The organism is Mesorhizobium norvegicum (genome assembly GCF_004919685.1).
Lineage (GTDB): Bacteria > Pseudomonadota > Alphaproteobacteria > Rhizobiales > Rhizobiaceae > Mesorhizobium > Mesorhizobium norvegicum.
Genome location: NZ_SMYZ01000088.1, coordinates 30,164 through 49,712, shown reverse-complemented (window position 1 = coordinate 49,712; position 19,549 = coordinate 30,164). Strand labels below are relative to the sequence as shown.

Here is a 19,549-nt window from a genome sequence, read left to right as displayed (position 1 = left end):
CGACATGCGTGATTTCGCAAAGGATCACTCGGCCCTTGCCCTGAATACCGCGACACTCGGCCATAACGTCGAAAGTCAAGGAGCGGGCTGGTCTCCGGAACGGGTAATCGATGCCTGTGCGGAACGCGGCTTTGGAGCTATCACCTTTTGGCGCCGCGAGATCGGGGGGAGAGCGGTCGAGATCGGGGAGCGCACGAGAGCCGCCGGGCTCTCCGTCAGTGGTCTGTGCCGCTCACCATTTCTGGTTGGTCCGCTCGCGCCACCGACCCGGCAAGCAGTTCTCGATGATTTCCACTCGTCGATTGACATGGCGGCCGGCCTGAAAGCAGCCAGTCTCACGATTTGCGTGGGCGGCGTTGTCGCAGGCACGCACAGTATGGCGGAGAGCCTGAAGCGGGTTGCGGAAATCATTGCGGAAGTCGCGCCTTACGCCGCGCAATCGAATGTGACGCTGGCTCTCGAGCCGCTGAACCCCGTCTATGGCGGAAACCGCTCCTGCCTGGTCACCGTGCGTGACGCGGTCCATCTCTGTGAAACGATCGGCCATTCGGCGATCGCCATCGCTGTCGATGTCTATCATGTCTGGTGGGATCTCTCGCTTGGCGTGGAGCTCAAGCGCGCCGGCGCGGTCCGGATCGCCGGATATCACCTTTGCGACTGGCTCGCCGACACGCGCGACGTGCTTCTGGATCGCGGCATGATGGGCGATGGTGTGGCAGACCTGAAGGCTTTGCGTCGGGCTGTCGAGGAAGCCGGCTACACCGGTCCTTGCGAGGTGGAAATTTTCTCCGTGAATAATTGGTGGAAGCGAGATCCCAACGATGTTTTGGACATCTGCGTCGAACGGTTCAAGGCAGTTTGTTGAGCAATCGAAAATGCGTCGGCCTTGAAAAAGAGCCCGATCGTAAGAGGGGCGAGCTGAATAGCGATGGCGTCGAATCTGACACACAGCACCAGGTCCGCGATGCAGCGATCGGTGTGCCGCCAGACGTCACCAGAGAAGAGTCGCCAAACACCTCCCCAGCTCACATTTTGGGTGAAAGTCCGAGGCGTGACCAGAGCGATGGTGTTTGAGGCCTCTTTGGTTCTTAATTCGGAATGGCTGGCCGAAGATGACCTGTTCTTGACTCGCTTGTCAGGACCATGCTGACGGCGCACGGTTCCGATGAACTAGCGACAGAGGTTTTTATGTATCAATCCTTCAACGGCTCGGCTCACCCGCTGGCACCCAAAGAAATCGCTATCGCTGCCGTCCCCGACGACGAGCGTGTCTGGGTGCCCCAGGCAGAGGGCGTGTGGTTCCGGCCGCTTATGCTCAACACATTGCAGGGGCAGTGGTGCAATCTGCTTCGCGTGCGTCGCGCCGGGATCCTGAGCCGCCACCTGCATCCGGCACCCGTGCACGGCTATGTGATCAAGGGCCGCTGGCACTATCTCGAGCACGACTGGGTGGCAGAGACGGGATCCTACGTGTTCGAGCCGCCCGGTGAAATACACACCCTCACAGTCCCCGACGACGTGCCCGAGATGATCACCTTCATCAACATCTCCGGCTGCATGGTTTACCTGGACAAGGACAACAAGCAGGTTGGATTCGAAGACGTTTTTACAAAGATCGACATGTGCAGAAAGCACTATGCAAACGTGGGTCTAGGTGAGGATTTCGTCGATCAATTCGTGCGATAGATTCCGGCCCAATTCCTCTTCTGCTGCGGTGCGCTCGCGCTGAGCCATCGAGAGGAGAGCCCGAGGAGAGTATTAAGTGACTGAGTCCACATGGTCCACGCGCTTTTTCGCGGGCAAGAATGTCGTCATAACCGGCGGCACCACGGGAATCGGAAATGGTATTGCTTCGGCGTTTGCCGAGGCTGGGGCAACTGTCCATGCGACGGGTGCTACGGCTGCCGAGGTGGAGACCGCTCGCGGATACGGGTCCGCCATCGCATACTCCGTCCTCGACGTGCGGGACACGGCGGCGGTCAATGACTATGCTGCTCGGTTCACATCCGTTGCAGCTCTCGTGAATTGCGCCGGGGTTAACCTACGCGCCGCCGAGTTCACTGCCCAAGGCTTCGAAACGGTTATCGACATCAATCTGATAGGGTCCATGCGCAGCGCTAGCGCATTCCGATCGGCCCTCTCCAACGGTGGTGCCATCCTCAACATCGCCTCGATGTTCGCGTTTTTCGGGGCGCCGCACGCGCCGGCCTACGCCGCATCCAAGGGTGCGATCGTGCAACTCACCAAATCGCTCGCCATCGCCTACGCCGAGGCGGGCATCCGCGTGAATGCGTTGGCGCCTGGCTGGATCGAGACCGCCATGACCGCGGTGCCCCGGGCTGATCCCACTCGCAACGCCGAACTGATGAAACGCACCCCGATGGGTCGGTGGGGGACGCCAGGCGACCTGACAGGCCCCGCGCTCTTCCTATGTTCGCCGCTCGCTGGCTTCGTCACCGGGGCGATTTTGCCTGTTGACGGCGGTTATCTCATTGCCTGATTTCCAACCGTACAAGTCGGGCGAAAACGGAACTGCCAGAATTGGCGTCGATCTGCGGAGACCGGGCGTTGCGGTCATGAAACACCACGCTGGACAATCGTAATTGTTTGTGTGGAACGTGATGCAGTGTGATCTCGACCGGAGCCAAGCGTGCGCAAGAGAACCAACATCAAGGATATCGCCAAAGCCGTACTTCAAGCGCGCAGAAAGGTGGAGCATGACATGACCAAGCCGCTGAACATCCTTGCTATCACGACCGCCGTCAAAGGCGCGGAGGAGCGCCTGCGTGCCGCGCAGGAAATTCTTGTTGCCGAAACTGTCACTGAGCCCGGTTGCCTGCGCTACGAGCTGAACCGGTCGCTCGACGACGGGCGTATCCTTGTCTTCGTGGAAAGCTGGGCCAGCGAGGACGCGTGGCGCGCCCATATGCAGGGTGCGGCGATCAGGCGTTTCCAGATGAGCGGAGCGCCCAACCTGATCGCGGATTTCCAGCTCCACAGGCTTGCGCCTGTTACAGACGGGCGAGCCGAACAGGCAGCCTGAAACCGCGCTGACTTCAGACCGACTTCATAGGAGACGAACGCCGTGGACCTGAACCTGATTAACCAGACAGCCCTTGTGACCGGTTCGACCGGCGGGATCGGCTTTGAGATTGCGCGCAGGCTTGCCGCCGAAGGCGCCGATGTGATCGTATCGGGGCGTGGCAAGGAAAAAGTCGATGCCGCAGTTGCCAGGATCAAGGATTCGGACGGCAGCTCAGTTCGCGGCGTCGTCGCCGACGTGACAACTGCAGATGGCGCGGCCGCTCTGCTGGACGCTGCCAGGCGGGTTGACATCCTCGTCAATAATCTTGGCATATATGAAAGCAAGGCGTTCAGCGAGATCACCGACGACGATTGGATGCGCTTCTTTGAGGTTAATGTCGTGAGCGGTGCGCGTCTTGCGCGTGCGGTTTTTCCGGGGATGCTTCAGCGTAATCAGGGGCGCAACATTTTCGTATCGAGCGAGTCGGCGCTTTCCGTGCCCCAGGACATGATTCACTACGCCGTCACCAAGACCGCGCAACTAACGATTTCGCGCGGCCTTGCGGAACTGACCAAGGGAACCAAGGTCACCGTCAACTCGGTCATGCCGGGGCCAACCCGCGCCGAAGGCATCGAGAGCTTTCTGCGCAGTCAGGCAAGCGACCCGTACGCTGCGATCGAGTCTATTGAGGCTGAATTCTTCGCAAAGGCGCGGGCATCGTCGCTTCTGCAGCGCATGATCGAGCCTGGGGAAATAGCGAGTCTTGTCGCCTACCTCGCCAGCCCTCTTGCTTCAGCAACGAATGGCGCCGCTTTGCGCGTGGAGGGCGGACTTATCACGACCATTGCCTAATCTGAAAAATCATATTGGGATAACAGTAAGATAGGAGTGCCCAGTTTCATCCTGTCCGGCGCGCGATAGCTGAAATCTAGCTTTTTTGCAATTAACTGGTTGCGACCACACTACACGACTCTGGTTTGTTGAAGCGTGTGGGATGCTTTCCCAGATCGTGTTCCATCTGGCGAGAGCGGCGTCGGGGTTGGTAAAGATCCAGTGCCGGAGGGTGTCTAAGCCGGTTCGGAACCAGGAGTTGCTCCGGTATCCGTGGTTGGCGCGAGCGATCTCGCCCTGTGGCCTGACGGCGGTGGCGCAGGCATGGGTCCAAGCGATGGCCAGTGCGACGATTGCGAGAAGCACGGCAAGCTTGGCGGGCTGGGTGAGGCGGGTGTCCTCCATGTTGAAGTCCCGCGTCTTGGTGTCGCCGAAGAGGCACTCGATTTGCTAGCGCTCCTAGTAGGCATTGAGCGCCTTGCGCGGAGCGTGGTCGGTGGCGACGATCAGCCAGCTTCCATCGCGCACGAAACGCATGGGGCAGGCCGAGTGCCAGCACGGGGTCGCCCTCGGCCGCTTTCCATACGAAGCCCGGATTACGGCAAGCGTGATCGCTAGATGTTGAGTCCCTTGGTTTTATGGGGTGGGTCGAGCCTGAATCGTTCGAGGCTCGTTTGTCTAAATTTTGCAAAATGTATTCAAAGGGTGTGAGGCTCTTGAGGGTCTCCAGCCTGCGACGAAATTGTAGGCTGAGCAGGAATGCTTGAGACTTGGGCCATTGTCAGTGTTGATCGGTGACGAGCGGCAGCTGTCCGCGAGAGTGCCCCTGATACGGCCAAGACGTATGTCCTCATCGGCGTCAGATAACGACGATGCCCACATCCACCTCAATGTCCGGTTTTGACGGTCCGCATTTTGAAGCTGCCAGTCCGCTTCCGGCCCCAAATGCTGCCGGGCAGCAATGCGCCTCATGTCGGCCATAGAGGCGATCTTTGCCTCCGTCCGGAAGCAGACATTGCAGATGACCTGCTGGAGATCGTGGTAGCGCCAGAACCGGACATAGGCTCCGCTGCGGAAAGCAGACATTCGCGATGCGATTTTGTCCGAACCTCCGTCGATCGACATTCAACCAGGGAACTGGTCGCCGAACATTGGCTTCCCGCTTTTCGATTCGGCCTCGGTCGCCTCGTCCTGCAGCACGTCCCAGTGCTCGGCCAGGCGGCCATCCTCCATCCTGACCACGTCTGCCGCTATCGATGCAGTTGGACGACCGTCGCCTGTGAAGCGGCCATAAACAATGATGTAGTGGCCTTCCGCCAGGATGAGCTGGTGTTCGTAGCGGAGAGTATCTGGCGCGCTGCGGATGAGGTTGAATAACCCGTCGCGGCCCGGCTCGATATGGGCGCTGTGCTGGATGTAGCTCTCTGACCAGAAGTGGGCAGCGGCTTCGTAGTCACGCTTATTGAACAGCGTATCGAACGCCTCAAGCACGAGTGCCTTGTTCTGTTCCGGGGTGGTCTTGGTCATATCATCCTCCATGTCGATGAGTTGGACGCCGTGCTACGCTGGCGATGCCGTAGCTGACAGCTGGCAGCCCCGAGATCGGGAGACCGACGTCTACGCGCTGGCGCTCGAACGTGCCGCCACCATCTCGAGAACTGTTCCTTCTCACCGAGGTTCACTGGCTGGAGCGCGATTGATATCCCTTTCTCTGCCACGAATATCCGGACCCGGCGAGAATTTGGAGACGACGTTGAATGGTAAAGCTTCATGATCGACTCCTATGGGTTCGATTGATGATCAGGCTGACAGGTCACTGTCGGCCGCGGACGATGCAGCGGAAAGTGGTTGCGGCACTGTTGAAGAAGTAGCCGGCGCATTCGCGCTCATCCTCACGATCAAGCCAATCGTGACGAGGCTGAGCAGGGTGATAATGCCGGCTCCGAGGTCGACTGCGAGACCAAGCCCTCGTTGCGTGGCGATAGCGCCGAGTACGACCGCTACGATGCCGAGCGACAAATAGGCGAACAGATAGACGGCCGAGAGCACACCACCGCGGCGCTCAGTGGCGACCGCGCCGTTGATCAACGTAAGGCCGCCAAGGAAAAGCAGGCTGTAGCCGACACCGCTCATTGCCGTCGCGGCGAGGAAAATCCACAACCCGTGCCATGCGACGGAAAGAGCGAGCAGCCCCATGCCGACGGCGGAGGCTATCGCCCCCAGCATCATCGCTGGCCGCGGACGAAGGTCTCGGGCGACGATCCCGAGAACGCCGGACGTGATCGCGAAGAGTGAGAGCGCAGCACCATTGACGAAAGCGTTGGGTGAACCGACCAGGTCACGCGCGACTTGCCCGCCGAGCGACAGGATCAGCACGCCGTGCGTATAGGCCGTCGTCACCGCGATCGACGCAAGCGCGAAGGCCGGCCGCAGTCCGGGCGGCAAGGAAGGAACCTTCGGACGCCACCGCCTGGACGCGTGGCCGCCGACATGGCGAGGCAGGAACCAGGTGGCGGCGAACAGCAGCCCGATCAGGGCGAACAGGACCCAGAAGCTGAGATGGGTGGGCCACGGCGCGTATTGCGTCAGCGCGCCGCCGAGGAGCAAAGCTCCGGTGAAACCAAAGGCTTGGGCGGCGGCTGTGACGGAAGCGGCTCGCTTCGCCTGGCCCTCGGCGCTGAACTCCACCATTGCCGCCGTCGAAGGCCCGGCGGTCAGGCCGACGCCAACGCCCATGAAGGCACGACCCGCGAAGAGCCACAATACGTCAGGCGCGACAGCGAACAGCAACGCGCCGATGAGCGATGCGCAAAGTCCAAGCAGCATCGTCGTTCGGCGGCCGATATGGTCGGAGATGTCCCCGAAGAGGATGAGGACGGCGACGACGACGATGGGGTAGATGGCGAATATGCCCGTCGTCACTGTATGGGTCAGCCGCCATTCGTCGGCATAGAGTTGGTAGGTCATGGCCGGTGCGGCGCTGCTCCAGAAGGTATGAACGACCACGCCTGCCGACACCCAGAAGCTCGCCTGTCGGCCAAGCGCCAAAGGTCCGGACCGCCTTACAGTACGGTTTGATGGCCTGTCTCTTTGGACGACTGACATCGGCACGCTCCTGGCGCTGGCGGAGAGACTTCAGAGCTTCGAGCCGCCGTCGACCCGGATGGTGTCGCCGCTGATCCAGTGCGCGTCGTCGGAGGCGAGGAAGGCGACGACACCGCCGATATCGTCCGGCTCGGCGGAACGTTTCAGAGCCTGGATGCTGAGCGCGTAGTCCCGCCCCGCGTCCGTCTTGGCGAAGGCCGACATGTCGGTTGCAACAACACCCGGCGCCACGGCGTTGACGCGGATTCCGCGCTCGCCGAGCGCCGCGGCGAAGTGCTTCACCAGCGTGTCGATCGCGCCCTTGGTCGCGGCATAGGCCGAAAGCGTCCCGACGGCGGCGTGGGCGCCCAGCGACGAGAGGAGCACTATGCTGCTGTCCTTGCACATGATCGGCAGCAACTGCTGGACGAGGAAGAACGGCGCGCGGACGTTGACTGCAAAGAGCCTGTCGAAATCCTCGACCGTGGTCTCCTCGATGGTCGCCGACTTCGAGGTTCCGGCGTTGGCGACGAGAATGTCCAGCCGGTCGCCGACCACAGCGCGGACCTGCTTGGCGAGCTTGTGTGCCCCGTCCGGCGCGGAAAGATCAGCGGCAACGGTGTCAGCACGTCCGCCGGCCTTGCGGATCTCGGCGACGACGGCTTCGGCCTCTTTCACGCCGTTGCTGTAGTGGACCAGAACCTGCGCGCCCATTCTGGCGAGGGCCAGCGCGCTGGCGCGGCCCAATCCACGCGAGGCGCCGGTGACGAGAGCCGTCTTTCCTGAAAGTTTGGTCATTGTCGAGTGTCCTTCTGATTGGTCGCAGGACGCCGCCTGCGTGCCACCTCAACTTCACGAGTTAGTTTGCGCTAACGGTCCGGTCTGAGCGATCGTTGATCGTCCATCTCATGTCCGGACCTCCACGTCCGTATAGTCGAGCACGAACGACGTGCGGCCTGACAAAAGCGGGCCGTCCGATGTTCGCCGAACCACGCGGCGCAATGTCGGAAAGACAATTCCGTCGACCGTCACCGGATCGTAGCAATAATGCGCAGCCACTCCGCCGAGCACGTCGGTTTCATAGTCCCAACGCTTGAGCATGAAGGTATCATCGAAATAGAGCAGTTGCGTCTTGGTGTGCGCTGGGATGTTGTCCGGGTAGGTCACTTCGAGCACGCGCCACGTCTCCCGGCCTTCGACATGCGGATCGAGCTCTTGGGAGTTGAAGCCCGGCCACGCGAACAGGAATGGCGCTGTCAGGTAGTTCCAGATCGCGTAGCCCAGGAAATATGTCAGATGCAGCCGGTCCCACGGCGTCTCCCGGACGTGCCCGGCAAAAGCAGCGCGGGGATCGGATCGTTCCTCTACGGTCCAGCCGTCGCGATGTTCGATCCACACGCGGTCCTTGGTGAAAATCCAACGATCGTCCGGGTCACCGTCAAGCCGCTGCATGACCACGCGGGGGTGTCGGACATCGACCGAGGCTGTGGGCCGGTGATGGCCGGGAAAGCCCTTCAGGTCGAGAAGTGCCCCGGAGAAGTTGAACGTCACGTCCACCGAACGCGCGCCGTTCCAGCGATCCAGGCCGCCATGGGCGGTGATCACGGCATCGAGCAGCTCGCTCATCTCAATGTCTCCTTGTTCGCCCGAGGACGCCCGTCGCAGCCGCCGTCGGTGTCTGCTAAGCAGCTGCACTCGGACGAGCCGAGACGGCGTCGTACCAGTGCTTGAGCGCGACGCTGTCGTCGGGAATGGGCATGGCGAAGGCTTTCGTCGCGAAGTCGACAGTGACCAGCGTGGTGATATCCGCAGCTGAGAACCGATCGCCCGCCACGAACTCGACGTCTTTCAGTCTCGCCTCAAAATCGGTGTAGAAATTAGCCACCCGCTGCTTGCTGCGCTCGATCAGCGCCGGAATCTGATCGTAGCCATGCGGACCGGAGAAGGCGCGGCCTTTCAAGCCTGCGGCGGCGTTTCGCACTCCCTCCATGACGGAGGCGAAGCCCTCAAGCTCTGCGCGGCGTTCCCACATGGTGATGAGTGCCTTCTCCTTTGGCGTTACGCCGAGTAGCGGGACCTTGGGATAGGCCTCGTCAAGGTAGCGCATGATCGCGGGCACCTCGCCGATCGCGGTGCCGTCATCGAGCACGAGGGTCGGGACAACCGCGCGGGCATTGATGGCTCGATAGGCATCCGAGAACTGTTCCTTCGCGCCCAGATCGACGGGCGCCAGTTCGATGTCGAGGCCCTTCTCGGCGATCAGGATTCGCACGCGGCGGGAATTGGGCGAGCCGTTGGAGTGATAGAGTTTCAAGGGTCTTCTCCAATCAGGTTTCGTATGAAGGATCCACGTCAGCGCCTAGTCGGTTGGCTGCCGGGCCTTAGGCTTGGCTTGCCCGCGCGGAAGCGGCTAGCCGCCCGGCCGTTCCTCGATGGCGTCCACACGGTCGGGATAGAAAGCGACGTAGCCCTTGATTTCAGCCATCGCTGGGAAGGGCGTCTCGTAGCCGGCGGGAATGCTGAAGTACGAGGCGTCGCCCTTGTAGGGACAATAGGTCGTGTGGTCGCTCCGCATGAGCGCCGCCATGTCGACGTCGCGGCGGGGGATGTATTGCACGGCCGGATAGGCCGCCTCCCGGAGCGTCAGCGCTGCGGCGGTGTCGGCTATCGTCTGGCCGCCCAGCGTAACCACGACACGAGCTGGATTGGCTTCGATCGTGATCGGATGATCAGGGCCGGGAATTTTGATGGACTTCTCGATCATGTTCAGGCCGCCTTCTGGTTGGGGAACGGCGTCGTTGCTACTCAGCGGTCTTGCCGTCGTCGTCACGCGTTCAAAAACAGAGTCGCGTGTTCAACGAAGAGCTCCGGGTACTGGTGGTGCGCACCGTGATTGGAGTCGGGGTAGATGATCAGCTCCGCATACGGCATGTTCTGCTGCATGATGAAAGAGTTCACCGTGGGTATGTTCACGTCGTTACTGCCGTTCACGATGAGAGTTGGCTGCTTGATCGTCTTCAGATAGTCGTCCGACCCCTCTTTCTGGACACCCCAATTGCGAATCGCTTCGACCTGGGCGGGCGACACCTTGTCGTTCACTTCGGGATCGCGTCCCTCTTGCCGAAGATGCGTGCGCTTCAGGTACTCCCGTCCCGCCGCCTGGCCCGCCGCGGACGGACTGAACTTAACCGCGAGCCAGACACTCTCGGGCGGATCGTGGGGGTGGGCGCCAAAGAGCCGCCCTGTAGCCTGGGCTATCAGCTCCATTCCCTGACCGCCGCGCGGACCTGCGCCATCGACGATCATCCTGCGAACGAGATCGGGCGCCTGCAAAGTGATTTCCTGCACGACCAGGCCGCCGATCGAGAAACCAAATATGTCGACTTGCTTCAGGCCCAGTGCCTTGATGAAGGCGATGGCGTTGGCGGCCATCTGTTCGAATGTGGTCGGGACCTCGCCGGAGCTGCTGGAGACGCCCGCGTTGTCGAACAAGATCACCTCGCGGCCGCGAGCAAAGCCATCGGTCACCGCCGGGTCCCAGTAATCCATGGTGCCGAGGTAGTGCTGATTGAAAACGAGCGGCACGCCGCCGGCCTTGCCGAACCGGCGATAGGCGAAGCGGATTCCGTTGGCCTCGACGAACTGTGTCGGTGCGGTCTGGTGTGTGTGTGCGGTCATGTCCATATCTCCTTTGGATGGGCGGCTAGCGCCGGGTGCGCTGCCGAGCTTCTCGAGCAGGGTCTGCGGCTCGAAATAGGCGACCCAGATCGAGGTGGCCTTGCCGTTCTTTACGGTCCAGTGCTCGGAGATCTTGATCATTGCGTCGCTGCCGGTGATGCCGAAATTCACGAGCGCCACCACGCGGCCGTTCTCCGCAATGAGGCTGTCGTAGCGGAACCGGCCGAAGTCGAGCACATCGGGGAGGTTGGCAAGGACTTCGTCGCGGAAGAACGCCGCCCCTGGATGAACTCCACCCCAGGGGAGATAGTTGGGCGCCGTTGTCGTAAAATCGGGATGCAGGTACTGGGCGAAGTCCGTTAGCCGGCCCTCCACGCCGGCCTGATAATAGGCATCCACCACGGCCTTGCTCTGTTCGCTATTTGATTGGTCGCCCATCAATGTCTCTGTCCTGCTGTCCGTTGGCCATCGCGGCGCGGTCTGGTGGTCAGGATTCATTATGGTCGCTCCCTTATTGTTCAGTCGGCACCGCATCGTGTACGAGCGCCAGGGCTGCTTTCGCGCAGTCGACATCATTCTGGACCGTGGGTGCCCCGCTCAGCCCGATCGCGCCGACAATCTCTCCGTTGATCTTGATGGGAAACCCGCCGCCCCACGCCGCCACACGCGCGAGCGTGGGGATACCGGCCAAAAGCGAGGGGTCGCCTTGGATAAAGTTGAAAAAGTCCTGAGTGGAAACACCGAACAGAGCGGTGTACGCCTTGTTCTGCGCCATCTCGATGGAGAGGATCGGGGCCCCATCCATCCGGCTGAAGGCCTTGAGATTGCCGCCGTCGTCGAGGATCGCGACGTTCTCGCTAACGCCGAGCGCGCTTGCTTTCGCTGTCGCCTCCGCCACCATTTTCTGTGCAAGCTCAGAAGAAATGCTGTGCTTCTTGATCACGTCAGCCATTGAAGTCCGTCCTTCCGCTTGATGCCCGCGCGTTGATCGGGCGTGGGTCGTAATAGTGGGTCCCTTGCGCAATCCCGGTCGCCCGAACAGGGTCAGTTAGCGCTGTGTCCGCCATCGACGTTGAGGACGTGACCGGTGATGAACCTAGCCTCGTCCGATCCGATGAAGACGATGCCGTCGGCAACCTCCTCGGAGAGTCCGAGTCGACCCAGCGGAACCTGTGCTACCAGGGCCGCCTTGTTCTCTGCCGTCTCGGTGAAGCGAGTAAGCATGCCGGTGTCCGTGGGGCCAGGCGAGACGGCATTCACCCGAATTCCCGACTTGGCGACTTCGAGCGCCACCGACTTGGTGATGCCTTCGACGGCATGCTTGGCGCCGACATAGAGCGAGGCGCCGGCCGCGCCCTCGTGCCCGTAGGTCGAGGAGATGTTGATGATGCTGCCACTCCCTTGGGCCTGCATGGCACGCACCTCGTGCTTCATGCTCAGGACCACGCCGAGAACATTCGTGTCGAAGGTCGCGGCAAAGCTTTCGGATGTCTGGTCTGTGATCAGACCGCGATCGCCTTCGGTCGCGGCGTTATTCACCGCGACATCAAGGCGCCCAAACTGCGCGACGGTCTTATCGACCATAGCGCGGACATCGTCCTCCTTGCGGACGTCGGCATTGATGAACTCTGCCTCCGAACCGAGCGAACGCAACTCCTTGACGAGCGTCTGGCCAGCCTCGTCACGCCGACCGGCGACGACCACCTTGGCGCCCTTCCTGGCAAAGGCGACGGCGGCAGCGCGCCCGATGCCGGTCAGTCCACCGGTGATCAAAACAACTTGAGTGCTCATTTTGTAATCCTCGCAGTTTGCTGCCCTACGGCAGAGTAAGGAAGTGGACCCTCTGGCCGCGGCTTTTAGAGACCGGGACCAATCGCAGGTACTTTCGTTGAAAGCGATGTAGTCTCCCCTGGCGCCCGCGAAAAAGACTTTGTAAGCAGCGGGGCATGCCTTGGAGATATGGAACGACTTAAGCCGGCGGCTCCAGTAGGCCGCGTGACAGCCCAAACTCTACTGCGCTCAACGGCAGCCCGAAGGTCGTAGATGCCACTCTTCAGGACATCGACGACCAATGCGCCCAGCAGAGTGCTCCCGCAGTCCGGACAGCAATACAAATCGCAGACCGGATGTCCGCTGAATTAGAGGAGCGGATCTCCCTGAGCACGTCGAGCCTCACCCAACACGAACCAACAGCTTGCCGAAGTTTCGGCCGGACAGCATTCCGATGAACGCCTTCGGCGCCGCTTCAAGGCCCTCGACAATATCTTCGCGATAGCGAACGCGCCCAGATGCGACGAGTGCACCGACTTCCTGCAAGAAGTTGGCATAGTGATCGGCCACGAACCCGGTGTTGATATAGCCTTGAACGAGAAGGCTGCGCCTCACGATCGTCATCATAGTGGAGGGCAGCATGTCCCGATTAGATCGTGGAACGCTGTTGTAAAAGGCCATGAGCCCGCAGACCGGCACCCGCGCGTAGCGGTTGAGCAGCGGGAGCACCGCTAGCCACACGGGTCCGCCCACGCTCTCGAAGTAAACGTCGATCCCGTCCGGGCAGGCCGCGCTCCGGCCAATTGGGCGAGCTGTCCCACCAGTGAACCGCGCAATCCTCGCAATTTAGTGCCCTACCGGCAAAGTACGGGAGCGGACCCTCTGGCCCCGAGGCTTAGAGACCCGAGACCAGACATGTGCTATCGTTGAAAGCCATGTGGCCTCCCCTGGCGCCCGCGAAAAAGACTTTGTAAGCTGGGGGGCATGCCTTGAAGATGGAAGGCGCTATGGAGCTACGGCACCTTCGCTATTTCGTCGCGGTCGCCGAGGAGGGCAGCCTGACGCTCGCGGCCGAGCAAAGGCTGCACACGGCGCAGCCTTCGCTGAGCCGCCAAATCCGCGATCTCGAATACGAGGTCGGCGTTCCGCTGATGAATCGAAGCGTGCACGGTATCGAATTAACCGCCGCCGGGCGCGCCTTCCTCGACCATGCACGGCTGGCGCTTACTCAGGCGGAGGCGGCCGCGGAGGCAGCGCGGCGAGCCGCGCAACCCATTAAACGGACTTTCGTCGTGATCAGCACGCCGCCAGGCTTCACCGCGAACTGGCTGGCGCCGCGGCTCTACCGCTTCGCAAGCGCTTACCCCGAGATCGACGTTCGCGTTTCCTCGTCCGGCAGCAATGCCAATTTCACGACCGACGGCGTCGACGTGGCGATACGCAACCTGCCGATCGACGCTGCGGCTGACTCGGCACTTGTGATCGAGAAGCTGATCGAGCTGTCCATCGTGCCGGTATGCAGCCCTGGGCTGATCCAGATGCACGGGCCTTTGGAGCGGCCGGAGGCGCTCAAGCGTGTGCCGCTGATCCATGACGACACGCTCGCCGGCCGCGCCCAGGTGCCAGACTGGGCCGACTGGTTCAAGGCGGCAGGCGTCGACGCCGTCGATGTCAGTCGCGGGCTGCGCTTCAACAGCGCCGATCACGCGCTCGATGCCGCAGGCGAAGGTGCCGGCGTGCTGCTTGCGCACGATGTGCTGGCCTATGACGACCTACGCACGGGGCGGCTCGTGATACCAGTCGAGCTCGCCCTGTGCTCGGGCCGAGCCTATCACTTCGTCTGCGCAAAAAGCCGGAGGGAGCACCCTCATGTGCAGGCCTTCTGTACTTGGGTCAAACAAGAGGTGGCCGCGCTTGACTGGACGCAAGTGCACCGGGCCGGCGGGTCGCACGTGCAGTCTTGAATGCAGCAACAGTGCGCCCCCGCCGAATGAGGTGAGGATTCTGAGAAGCCGTCGACGTTGATGCGATCCGCCTCCGAAAACGAGTCCAGTTGCAATGTCAGCCTGAAAACACCGTTCGACGTCTGACGACAGAAACGAAATCTTCATGTCCAGTTAGGGTCTTGTGTCACGAGCGCCGTCTGTACGACGGTGCGTAACTGTACGGGAGATGAAGGAAGGCCCTTCGGGTTCGGCGATCAGGTCGCTGATCCCAAGCCACCGCGAGCTGCTGCGGTCAAAAGCCGGGGTGGTGATGTGGCCTCCCCTAGCGCCCGCGAAAAAGGCTTTGTAAGCTGGGCGGCATGCCTTGGAAATATGGAAGGCGCTATGGAGCTACGGCACCTTCGTTACTTCGTCGCCGTCGCCGAGGAGGGCAGCCTGACGCTGGCGGCTGAAAAAAGGCTGCACACGGCGCAGCCTTCGCTGAGCCGCCAAATCCGCGATCTCGAATACGAGGTTGGCGTCCAGTTGATGACCCGCAGCGTTCATGGCATCGAATTGACTGCCGCGGGCAAGGCTCTTCTAGACCATGCCAGACTGGCGCTGGCGCAGGTCGATGCCGCGGTGGAAGCGGCGCGCAGGGCCGCACAGCCTGCACGAAAGACGTTTGCCATCGGCTTCCAAACCGGTCACGAGATGAACTGGCTGCCGCGGGCCATGAATGTGCTGCGCGACGAGCTGAAGGACATCCATGTCACGATCTTGAGCGACTATTCGCCGGATCTCGCCGAGGCGCTCGTCCGTGGCCGGCTCGACGTGGCCTTCCTGCGCGTCGAGCCGGCCTTCGACCTGTGCTACGAGGTGGTGGACCACGAGCCGCTGATCGTCCTGATGCCGAGCGACCATCGCCTCACCAGCCGCGAAGCGATTCACCCGCGGGAATTGGCCGGCGAGATCTTCATCGGCGGTTCGAACAAAGCCACCGTGCTGCGTGCCGTGACCGAGGACTATCTGCGCCGCTCCGGGCTCGATATCAAACCGGATCATGGGGTGGACAATTTGGCGATGGCCATGTCCCTGGTCGCGTCCACCCGCGGGTTGGCGCTTATGCCCGCCTATGCGAAGAATCTGCTGCCATGGTCCGTGGTCAGCCGTCCGCTAGAGGGTGAAGCGCCAACGATCGACCTGGCCGTGGGTTACAGCAAGTCAAACACCTCGCCGATTCTCAAGCTGTTCGTTTCAAGAGTGGACGAACTGATCGTTCGCGTATCGAAAAAGCCAGGCGAACCTATCGATGAGAGCGAGGGAAATGCTGAAGGACGCAGAGGCTCCGAATGACCCTGTTAGCGTCATGATTACCAATTCGAAGGTCCGCTATCCGGCGTGGGACTCGGCTACAGAAAGTCGGCTTCGGGTCAGCTCCAGTCGATGCACGTAGGGTATGAAGGTCCGCTTCTGACCTTCAGAACCTCGAAGCCGCCATTCCGCTTTCGGCCAAAAGACGAAATGTGATCACTTTCCTCGATTAACATTATCCTTCTTCGAATGATCAGGATTGTCCCGCGCATATTCCCGGCCGTTAATTTTCACGACGTGTGCGCCTTGGTGTTCGCCACGCTTGATCTCGGCCACGACGCTTCTTCGAGGAACATCTTTTCGATTGCCGATGTCGTAGTGCTCGTTCCGGCCCCCAGGGCCATCATTTTTGCCTTTGATCTTGGTCATATTTCGTCTCCACATGTCACCTGCAGTATCAGAGGTTCCCAGACAGAAAATTCGAGCCGCTAGTTGAGCGCTCATGTCTGTATACCACTCACCCCGGCGTATTGCAGACGTTCTGCTGCCGGCCCCCCAAAGCGGTCGAGTTAGAAACCGTATGAATGTCCTTCGGGCGAGCGGGCATTGCAATCTCGCGAAGGCGACGGTTTGTTCCCTTTTTTGTTCCGGTGAAGTCAGCGGACAAATTCACAAAATTGCAACGCCCGTCACAGCAAATTTAAATGACAGACTTCACTGGCAGGGGTATTTTCCGCCCTTGATCATTGCTGGCAACTGGGAGGCAGAGGCATGATTGACCGCATGAACATCGACCCCGCTCTCTATCCGTCGGACCTCGAAGCCCTGAAACGCATTTTCATTCAGGTGTGCCAGGAAGGTCATGTGGTGGCGGGCTCGCCGCAGGCTGAAAGGCTTGCTGCCGATCTTGTCCGGCTTTTCCAGAGCGGCATGAACGACGAGACGATGCTGCTTATCGCTGCGCGGGCACGTCATCAGGATCTGAAACGGACAGGTTGACCTGACAGAGTTATTGGCTCTTCGGCTGGTCGACCTGCTGGAGGCCGAACCAACGCAGGCGATATGCATCGTCTGGGGGATATATCCTTTAAGCGAGCGGCGATTGCGGATATCTCCGGCATTCAGCAGGTTCGTCAAAAGGTGCTGAGGCGCGAAATCGACGCTGCATTGTGGGCAGGGAAGGGCGCAGGTCTTGCCCTCAACAACGCCGTCGCAGGACAATTCGCTAATCTCCTTTCTACCACCCGTCGCACAGCGATAGAGCCGCCGGCAGGGGAAATTCGTAAATCATTGATTTTGGAGAGAATTTAGTTCGACGCGTCGAACGTTGTGATCCAGCATGCCCGTGGGGTATCGAGCGGGATTGTTATGCATCAAACCACTCTTCCGAGAATCTTTATATATATCAAATGGTTGTGCGATTGTTCTGGAAAGCTGGGGCTGCTAGTTGGGGTATGTAGAAAGTGTCTACTCGTGATTTCCTCCGCTTGGGCATGGTCGCATTTGCCCAGTAATCTGACGTCCCGATCAATCACGGGTTCCGAAGCCTTTTAACTTTGAATGGGCATTGACAGCCTCGATTATGAAGATCCACACGTCGGGATCGGCGAGGATTCCGCCATCGTCATCTACCTGAAATATCGGTTCGCCGTTGGCGTCCACGAGCGAGGAGTAATCGCCTTCTCTATCTAGGCGCCACGGACGCGGGGCTTTGTTCGTCATCGTCGTCACCTGTAAAGCTTCGACCTAGCCGTTGGCTATCCCGTCTCTCCCTCGGAGAAACATGCCATCTAGGCTCGTAATCGATTGCCGTCACGTTTTCAAATTCGTGTCCACCGCCAATGAACCTCAGATACTCGAAGAGGCATAGGCACCTTCCTGCCGTGGCCCTTGGCAATCCTGATGGCCACCTCAATTCGTTGCGCCAGTGCTTTTGTCATGTGGAGCATAGAAGCATCCGGCAACTTGGGCCGTCTGGAGAAATTCAATTTCACCAAATGAAACAAACCTGGCTTCATCGATCGCGCAACCTCGTCTGGATTGAATGAACCAGCATTCCATGGAGTGAACATGCGCGAAGCGTTGGCGATGCTGAGAGATCGTCGGGAGCAGGCATGGCCGCTCCGCGCCGGCGACCGTCGGCGCTCTAAAGGAAAAACGGGGTATAAGCCGCAATCCCGGGCGCGTCCGCAACAGCGGACGATTGTCGCGCGTAGGACGGAGGAAATTCGCCCCGGCCGCGGGCGGTGAACGGGACAGCCGTAGGAGCCTCAACATAGCGCCGGCCGCAGGACGGGACGCGGGACCGACTGTCCCCGTCCGCGGTGGTCCGAATGCTGTATCAGGGATGGAAGCCGAACGGACGAGCCAGCGCGGGCTCGGTTCTACGACAGCGCGGCCGCTGATCGGCGGCGATGCTCGCTAGTTGCGACCCTTCGCGCATCTTCGGCATGACTCCCGCATCGGCGAGCATGTAGGCAATTTAGCTAAACTCGTCCACGCGCCCCAAACTGAGCCGCTCGGCACCTAATCCTCGTAACGGAGGGGTCGGTAATTTGGAAAGACGAATGATCGCAGCCGCTAAGCGCTTCCGTCCGTTTTACTCTCTTCATCGATCAACGGCACTGGCAGATACGCGTTGGTTTCCAACCACTCGCGCAGTACGATCCGAATGAGGTCCGACCTGCCTATTTCCATTTCAGTTGCGATTGAGTTGAGCGCGTCCTCAATCGCCGGTTCCAGCGGCACGCCGGCGATGTTTCGGAGCATTAGTGCAGCGCGACGCAAAATGATTTGCAGATCCGCGCGCGACATGTCTGCGATACGATTTGCGGCGCTTTCAAGCTCTTCCGCAACCGATAGGCGCGTCATTTCAACAACTCATTTGAGCCAATCAGCATTTCCGAATTCTAATGCTCATCAGTGACTTTCACTCCTCGTCCCGCGAGCCCTCGGCGAGTCGATTTGGCGCACGACAAGCCACCGTATTCCTTTGATCCCAGGCTTCAAGGTGTTCGACGGGATAGAGGACGGCTTTGCCAATCTTGATGAAGGTCGGTCCGATCTTCATCGCTCGCCAGTTTCGCAGTGTTCCAACCGAGACGCCCCCACGATAACGATCAGAGACTTCCTCGGCAGTTAGGTATTTCCTCTCGTCCATTGAGTTCTCCATCCATATCGCCACCTGTCGCCACCGTGCGTGCCTCGGAGTGCAGCGCTCTGGGGGTGGATCCGCTTGGCGATGCGATCAAGCGATCCAATCATGCATGACAACGCTCCCGAATTCTCAATCACGCGGCCATACGGAAATGAATGGGATCAGTTGCCCGATGATGGAAGGGGTCAAACATAGTGAGTAGTGTTTGAGGATATGGCCGGATAGAAATCGGAGGGTCCGCCAACCAAGATCGCAGGTTAACCGAGGCTCGGACAAGTCGGTCCAGTCTAACACAGCTTAACTGCGTCCATAGATGAATGGGAAAGATAGATCAATAAGATCAATTAGTTACTGGGGCTTGTGTGCAAAAACCGCACACGAAAGTTCTGCTTCTCTTCCATTTTCGTTCCTGCGATAGGGCGACCGTTCGACGCCGCTGAGGGCATTTTTGCCGCTGGATGCCGCCAATGCCGGCCGCCTGAGCTCTTGCGTATCCGTCTTCAGAAGAACGCCGCTTGGCAACGTTCCCAGAGATGCTGTTTCGAAGTCGATGACCCAGTGCGCAGGTCGCTCAGTCGCTAGGGTGAAAGGTCAACTCATTCGACTGTTCAGCGCGCCGATGGAACTCGTGCGATTGAGGGTTTTGGGAACATTAGAAATCCGAACATAGTTTCGGAACACAAACCGGCCTTCTAAGTGCAGGCGGGATGTCAAGTCGGTCGCACGTATCGAAAACGGTCGTTTTTCGTACAATTGGCGGTGCAC

Annotated in this window: 24 protein-coding genes; 9 read left to right on the top strand and 15 right to left on the bottom strand. The window is 60.2% G+C overall.

Translation table 11 applies throughout. From position 1 onward, the window contains the following. The first annotated feature begins 4 nt into the window (after positions 1-4). From FCU66_RS33000 to FCU66_RS32980, 5 genes are all read left to right on the top strand, one after another. Entirely contained in the window at positions 5-865 is an 861-nt protein-coding gene (locus FCU66_RS33000) for a sugar phosphate isomerase/epimerase family protein (protein WP_136618635.1), read from the top strand. Between the two features lie 323 nt (positions 866-1,188). Continuing rightward, a complete protein-coding gene (locus tag FCU66_RS32995) occupies positions 1,189-1,686 on the top strand; it encodes a 2,4'-dihydroxyacetophenone dioxygenase family protein (protein ID WP_136618711.1) in 498 nt (165 codons plus the stop codon). A 76-nt stretch (positions 1,687-1,762) separates the two neighbouring features. After that, positions 1,763-2,500, top strand: coding sequence for an SDR family NAD(P)-dependent oxidoreductase (locus tag FCU66_RS32990; RefSeq protein WP_136618634.1), 738 nt, complete (start codon positions 1,763-1,765; stop codon positions 2,498-2,500). Between the two features lie 222 nt (positions 2,501-2,722). After that, positions 2,723-3,043, top strand: a complete 321-nt coding sequence (locus tag FCU66_RS32985) for a putative quinol monooxygenase (protein ID WP_136618633.1) — start codon at positions 2,723-2,725, stop codon at positions 3,041-3,043. A 42-nt stretch (positions 3,044-3,085) separates the two neighbouring features. After that, entirely contained in the window at positions 3,086-3,877 is a 792-nt protein-coding gene (locus tag FCU66_RS32980) for an SDR family NAD(P)-dependent oxidoreductase (protein WP_136618632.1), read from the top strand. Between the two features lie 1,104 nt (positions 3,878-4,981). Here the strand turns inward: FCU66_RS32980 and FCU66_RS32975 are convergent. The 11 genes from FCU66_RS32975 to FCU66_RS32925 form a co-directional block, all read right to left on the bottom strand. Further along, positions 4,982-5,383, bottom strand: coding sequence for a nuclear transport factor 2 family protein (locus FCU66_RS32975; protein ID WP_136618631.1), 402 nt, complete (start codon positions 5,381-5,383; stop codon positions 4,982-4,984). Next, entirely contained in the window at positions 5,380-5,628 is a 249-nt protein-coding gene (locus tag FCU66_RS32970) for a glutathione S-transferase N-terminal domain-containing protein (RefSeq protein WP_136618630.1), read from the bottom strand. The genes FCU66_RS32975 and FCU66_RS32970 overlap by 4 nt, the downstream gene beginning before the upstream one ends. Before the next feature lie 28 nt (positions 5,629-5,656). Beyond that, positions 5,657-6,961, bottom strand: coding sequence for an MFS transporter (locus tag FCU66_RS32965; protein WP_136618629.1), 1,305 nt, complete (start codon positions 6,959-6,961; stop codon positions 5,657-5,659). Between the two features lie 30 nt (positions 6,962-6,991). Then, positions 6,992-7,738, bottom strand: coding sequence for an SDR family NAD(P)-dependent oxidoreductase (locus FCU66_RS32960; RefSeq protein WP_136618628.1), 747 nt, complete (start codon positions 7,736-7,738; stop codon positions 6,992-6,994). A gap of 108 nt (positions 7,739-7,846) precedes the next feature. Next, positions 7,847-8,566 (bottom strand): hypothetical protein, encoded by a 720-nt coding sequence (locus FCU66_RS32955; RefSeq protein WP_136618627.1) that lies wholly within the window; start codon positions 8,564-8,566, stop codon positions 7,847-7,849. 55 nt (positions 8,567-8,621) lie between these two features. Beyond that, positions 8,622-9,254: a glutathione S-transferase family protein gene (locus tag FCU66_RS32950; protein WP_136618626.1), complete on the bottom strand. Its 633-nt coding sequence runs from the start codon at positions 9,252-9,254 to the stop codon at positions 8,622-8,624. A gap of 96 nt (positions 9,255-9,350) precedes the next feature. Continuing rightward, positions 9,351-9,704, bottom strand: a complete 354-nt coding sequence (locus FCU66_RS32945) for a DUF427 domain-containing protein (protein ID WP_136618625.1) — start codon at positions 9,702-9,704, stop codon at positions 9,351-9,353. A 62-nt stretch (positions 9,705-9,766) separates the two neighbouring features. Continuing rightward, positions 9,767-11,056: an alpha/beta fold hydrolase gene (locus FCU66_RS32940; RefSeq protein WP_168991908.1), complete on the bottom strand. Its 1,290-nt coding sequence runs from the start codon at positions 11,054-11,056 to the stop codon at positions 9,767-9,769. A 73-nt stretch (positions 11,057-11,129) separates the two neighbouring features. Beyond that, a complete protein-coding gene (locus FCU66_RS32935; protein ID WP_136618623.1) occupies positions 11,130-11,570 on the bottom strand; it encodes a GlcG/HbpS family heme-binding protein in 441 nt (146 codons plus the stop codon). Positions 11,571-11,662: 92 nt separating this feature from the next. Beyond that, the gene (locus FCU66_RS32930) at positions 11,663-12,409 is read right to left on the bottom strand and encodes an SDR family NAD(P)-dependent oxidoreductase (protein ID WP_136618622.1); all 747 of its coding nucleotides are present in this window, start codon (positions 12,407-12,409) and stop codon (positions 11,663-11,665) included. 381 nt (positions 12,410-12,790) lie between these two features. Further along, on the bottom strand, positions 12,791-13,192 hold the full coding sequence (locus FCU66_RS32925; RefSeq protein WP_281285572.1) for a zinc-binding dehydrogenase: 402 nt from the start codon (positions 13,190-13,192) through the stop codon (positions 12,791-12,793). A gap of 191 nt (positions 13,193-13,383) precedes the next feature. Between FCU66_RS32925 and FCU66_RS32920 the strand changes: the two genes are divergently transcribed. Continuing rightward, entirely contained in the window at positions 13,384-14,352 is a 969-nt protein-coding gene (locus FCU66_RS32920; RefSeq protein ID WP_246094147.1) for a LysR substrate-binding domain-containing protein, read from the top strand. Between the two features lie 366 nt (positions 14,353-14,718). Continuing rightward, on the top strand, positions 14,719-15,669 hold the full coding sequence (locus tag FCU66_RS32915) for a LysR family transcriptional regulator (protein ID WP_136618619.1): 951 nt from the start codon (positions 14,719-14,721) through the stop codon (positions 15,667-15,669). A gap of 174 nt (positions 15,670-15,843) precedes the next feature. On the opposite strand, the gene FCU66_RS32910 is transcribed toward FCU66_RS32915, so the two are convergent. After that, positions 15,844-16,056, bottom strand: coding sequence for a DUF3892 domain-containing protein (locus FCU66_RS32910; RefSeq protein WP_136618618.1), 213 nt, complete (start codon positions 16,054-16,056; stop codon positions 15,844-15,846). Positions 16,057-16,398: 342 nt separating this feature from the next. Between FCU66_RS32910 and FCU66_RS32905 the strand changes: the two genes are divergently transcribed. Together FCU66_RS32905 and FCU66_RS32900 are read left to right on the top strand one after the other, a co-directional pair. After that, a complete protein-coding gene (locus tag FCU66_RS32905; protein WP_136618617.1) occupies positions 16,399-16,626 on the top strand; it encodes a hypothetical protein in 228 nt (75 codons plus the stop codon). Positions 16,627-16,689: 63 nt separating this feature from the next. After that, the gene (locus tag FCU66_RS32900; protein ID WP_136618616.1) at positions 16,690-16,938 is read left to right on the top strand and encodes a hypothetical protein; all 249 of its coding nucleotides are present in this window, start codon (positions 16,690-16,692) and stop codon (positions 16,936-16,938) included. Positions 16,939-17,154: 216 nt separating this feature from the next. Here FCU66_RS32900 and FCU66_RS32895 read toward each other — a convergent pair whose 3' ends face one another. The 3 genes from FCU66_RS32895 to FCU66_RS32885 all read right to left on the bottom strand — a co-directional run bounded on the left by FCU66_RS32895 (position 17,155) and on the right by FCU66_RS32885 (position 18,787). Then, positions 17,155-17,349 (bottom strand): hypothetical protein, encoded by a 195-nt coding sequence (locus FCU66_RS32895; protein ID WP_136618615.1) that lies wholly within the window; start codon positions 17,347-17,349, stop codon positions 17,155-17,157. 858 nt (positions 17,350-18,207) lie between these two features. After that, entirely contained in the window at positions 18,208-18,498 is a 291-nt protein-coding gene (locus tag FCU66_RS32890) for a hypothetical protein (RefSeq protein WP_136618614.1), read from the bottom strand. A gap of 58 nt (positions 18,499-18,556) precedes the next feature. Then, positions 18,557-18,787, bottom strand: a complete 231-nt coding sequence (locus FCU66_RS32885; protein ID WP_136618613.1) for a helix-turn-helix transcriptional regulator — start codon at positions 18,785-18,787, stop codon at positions 18,557-18,559. Positions 18,788-19,549 lie beyond the last annotated feature (762 nt).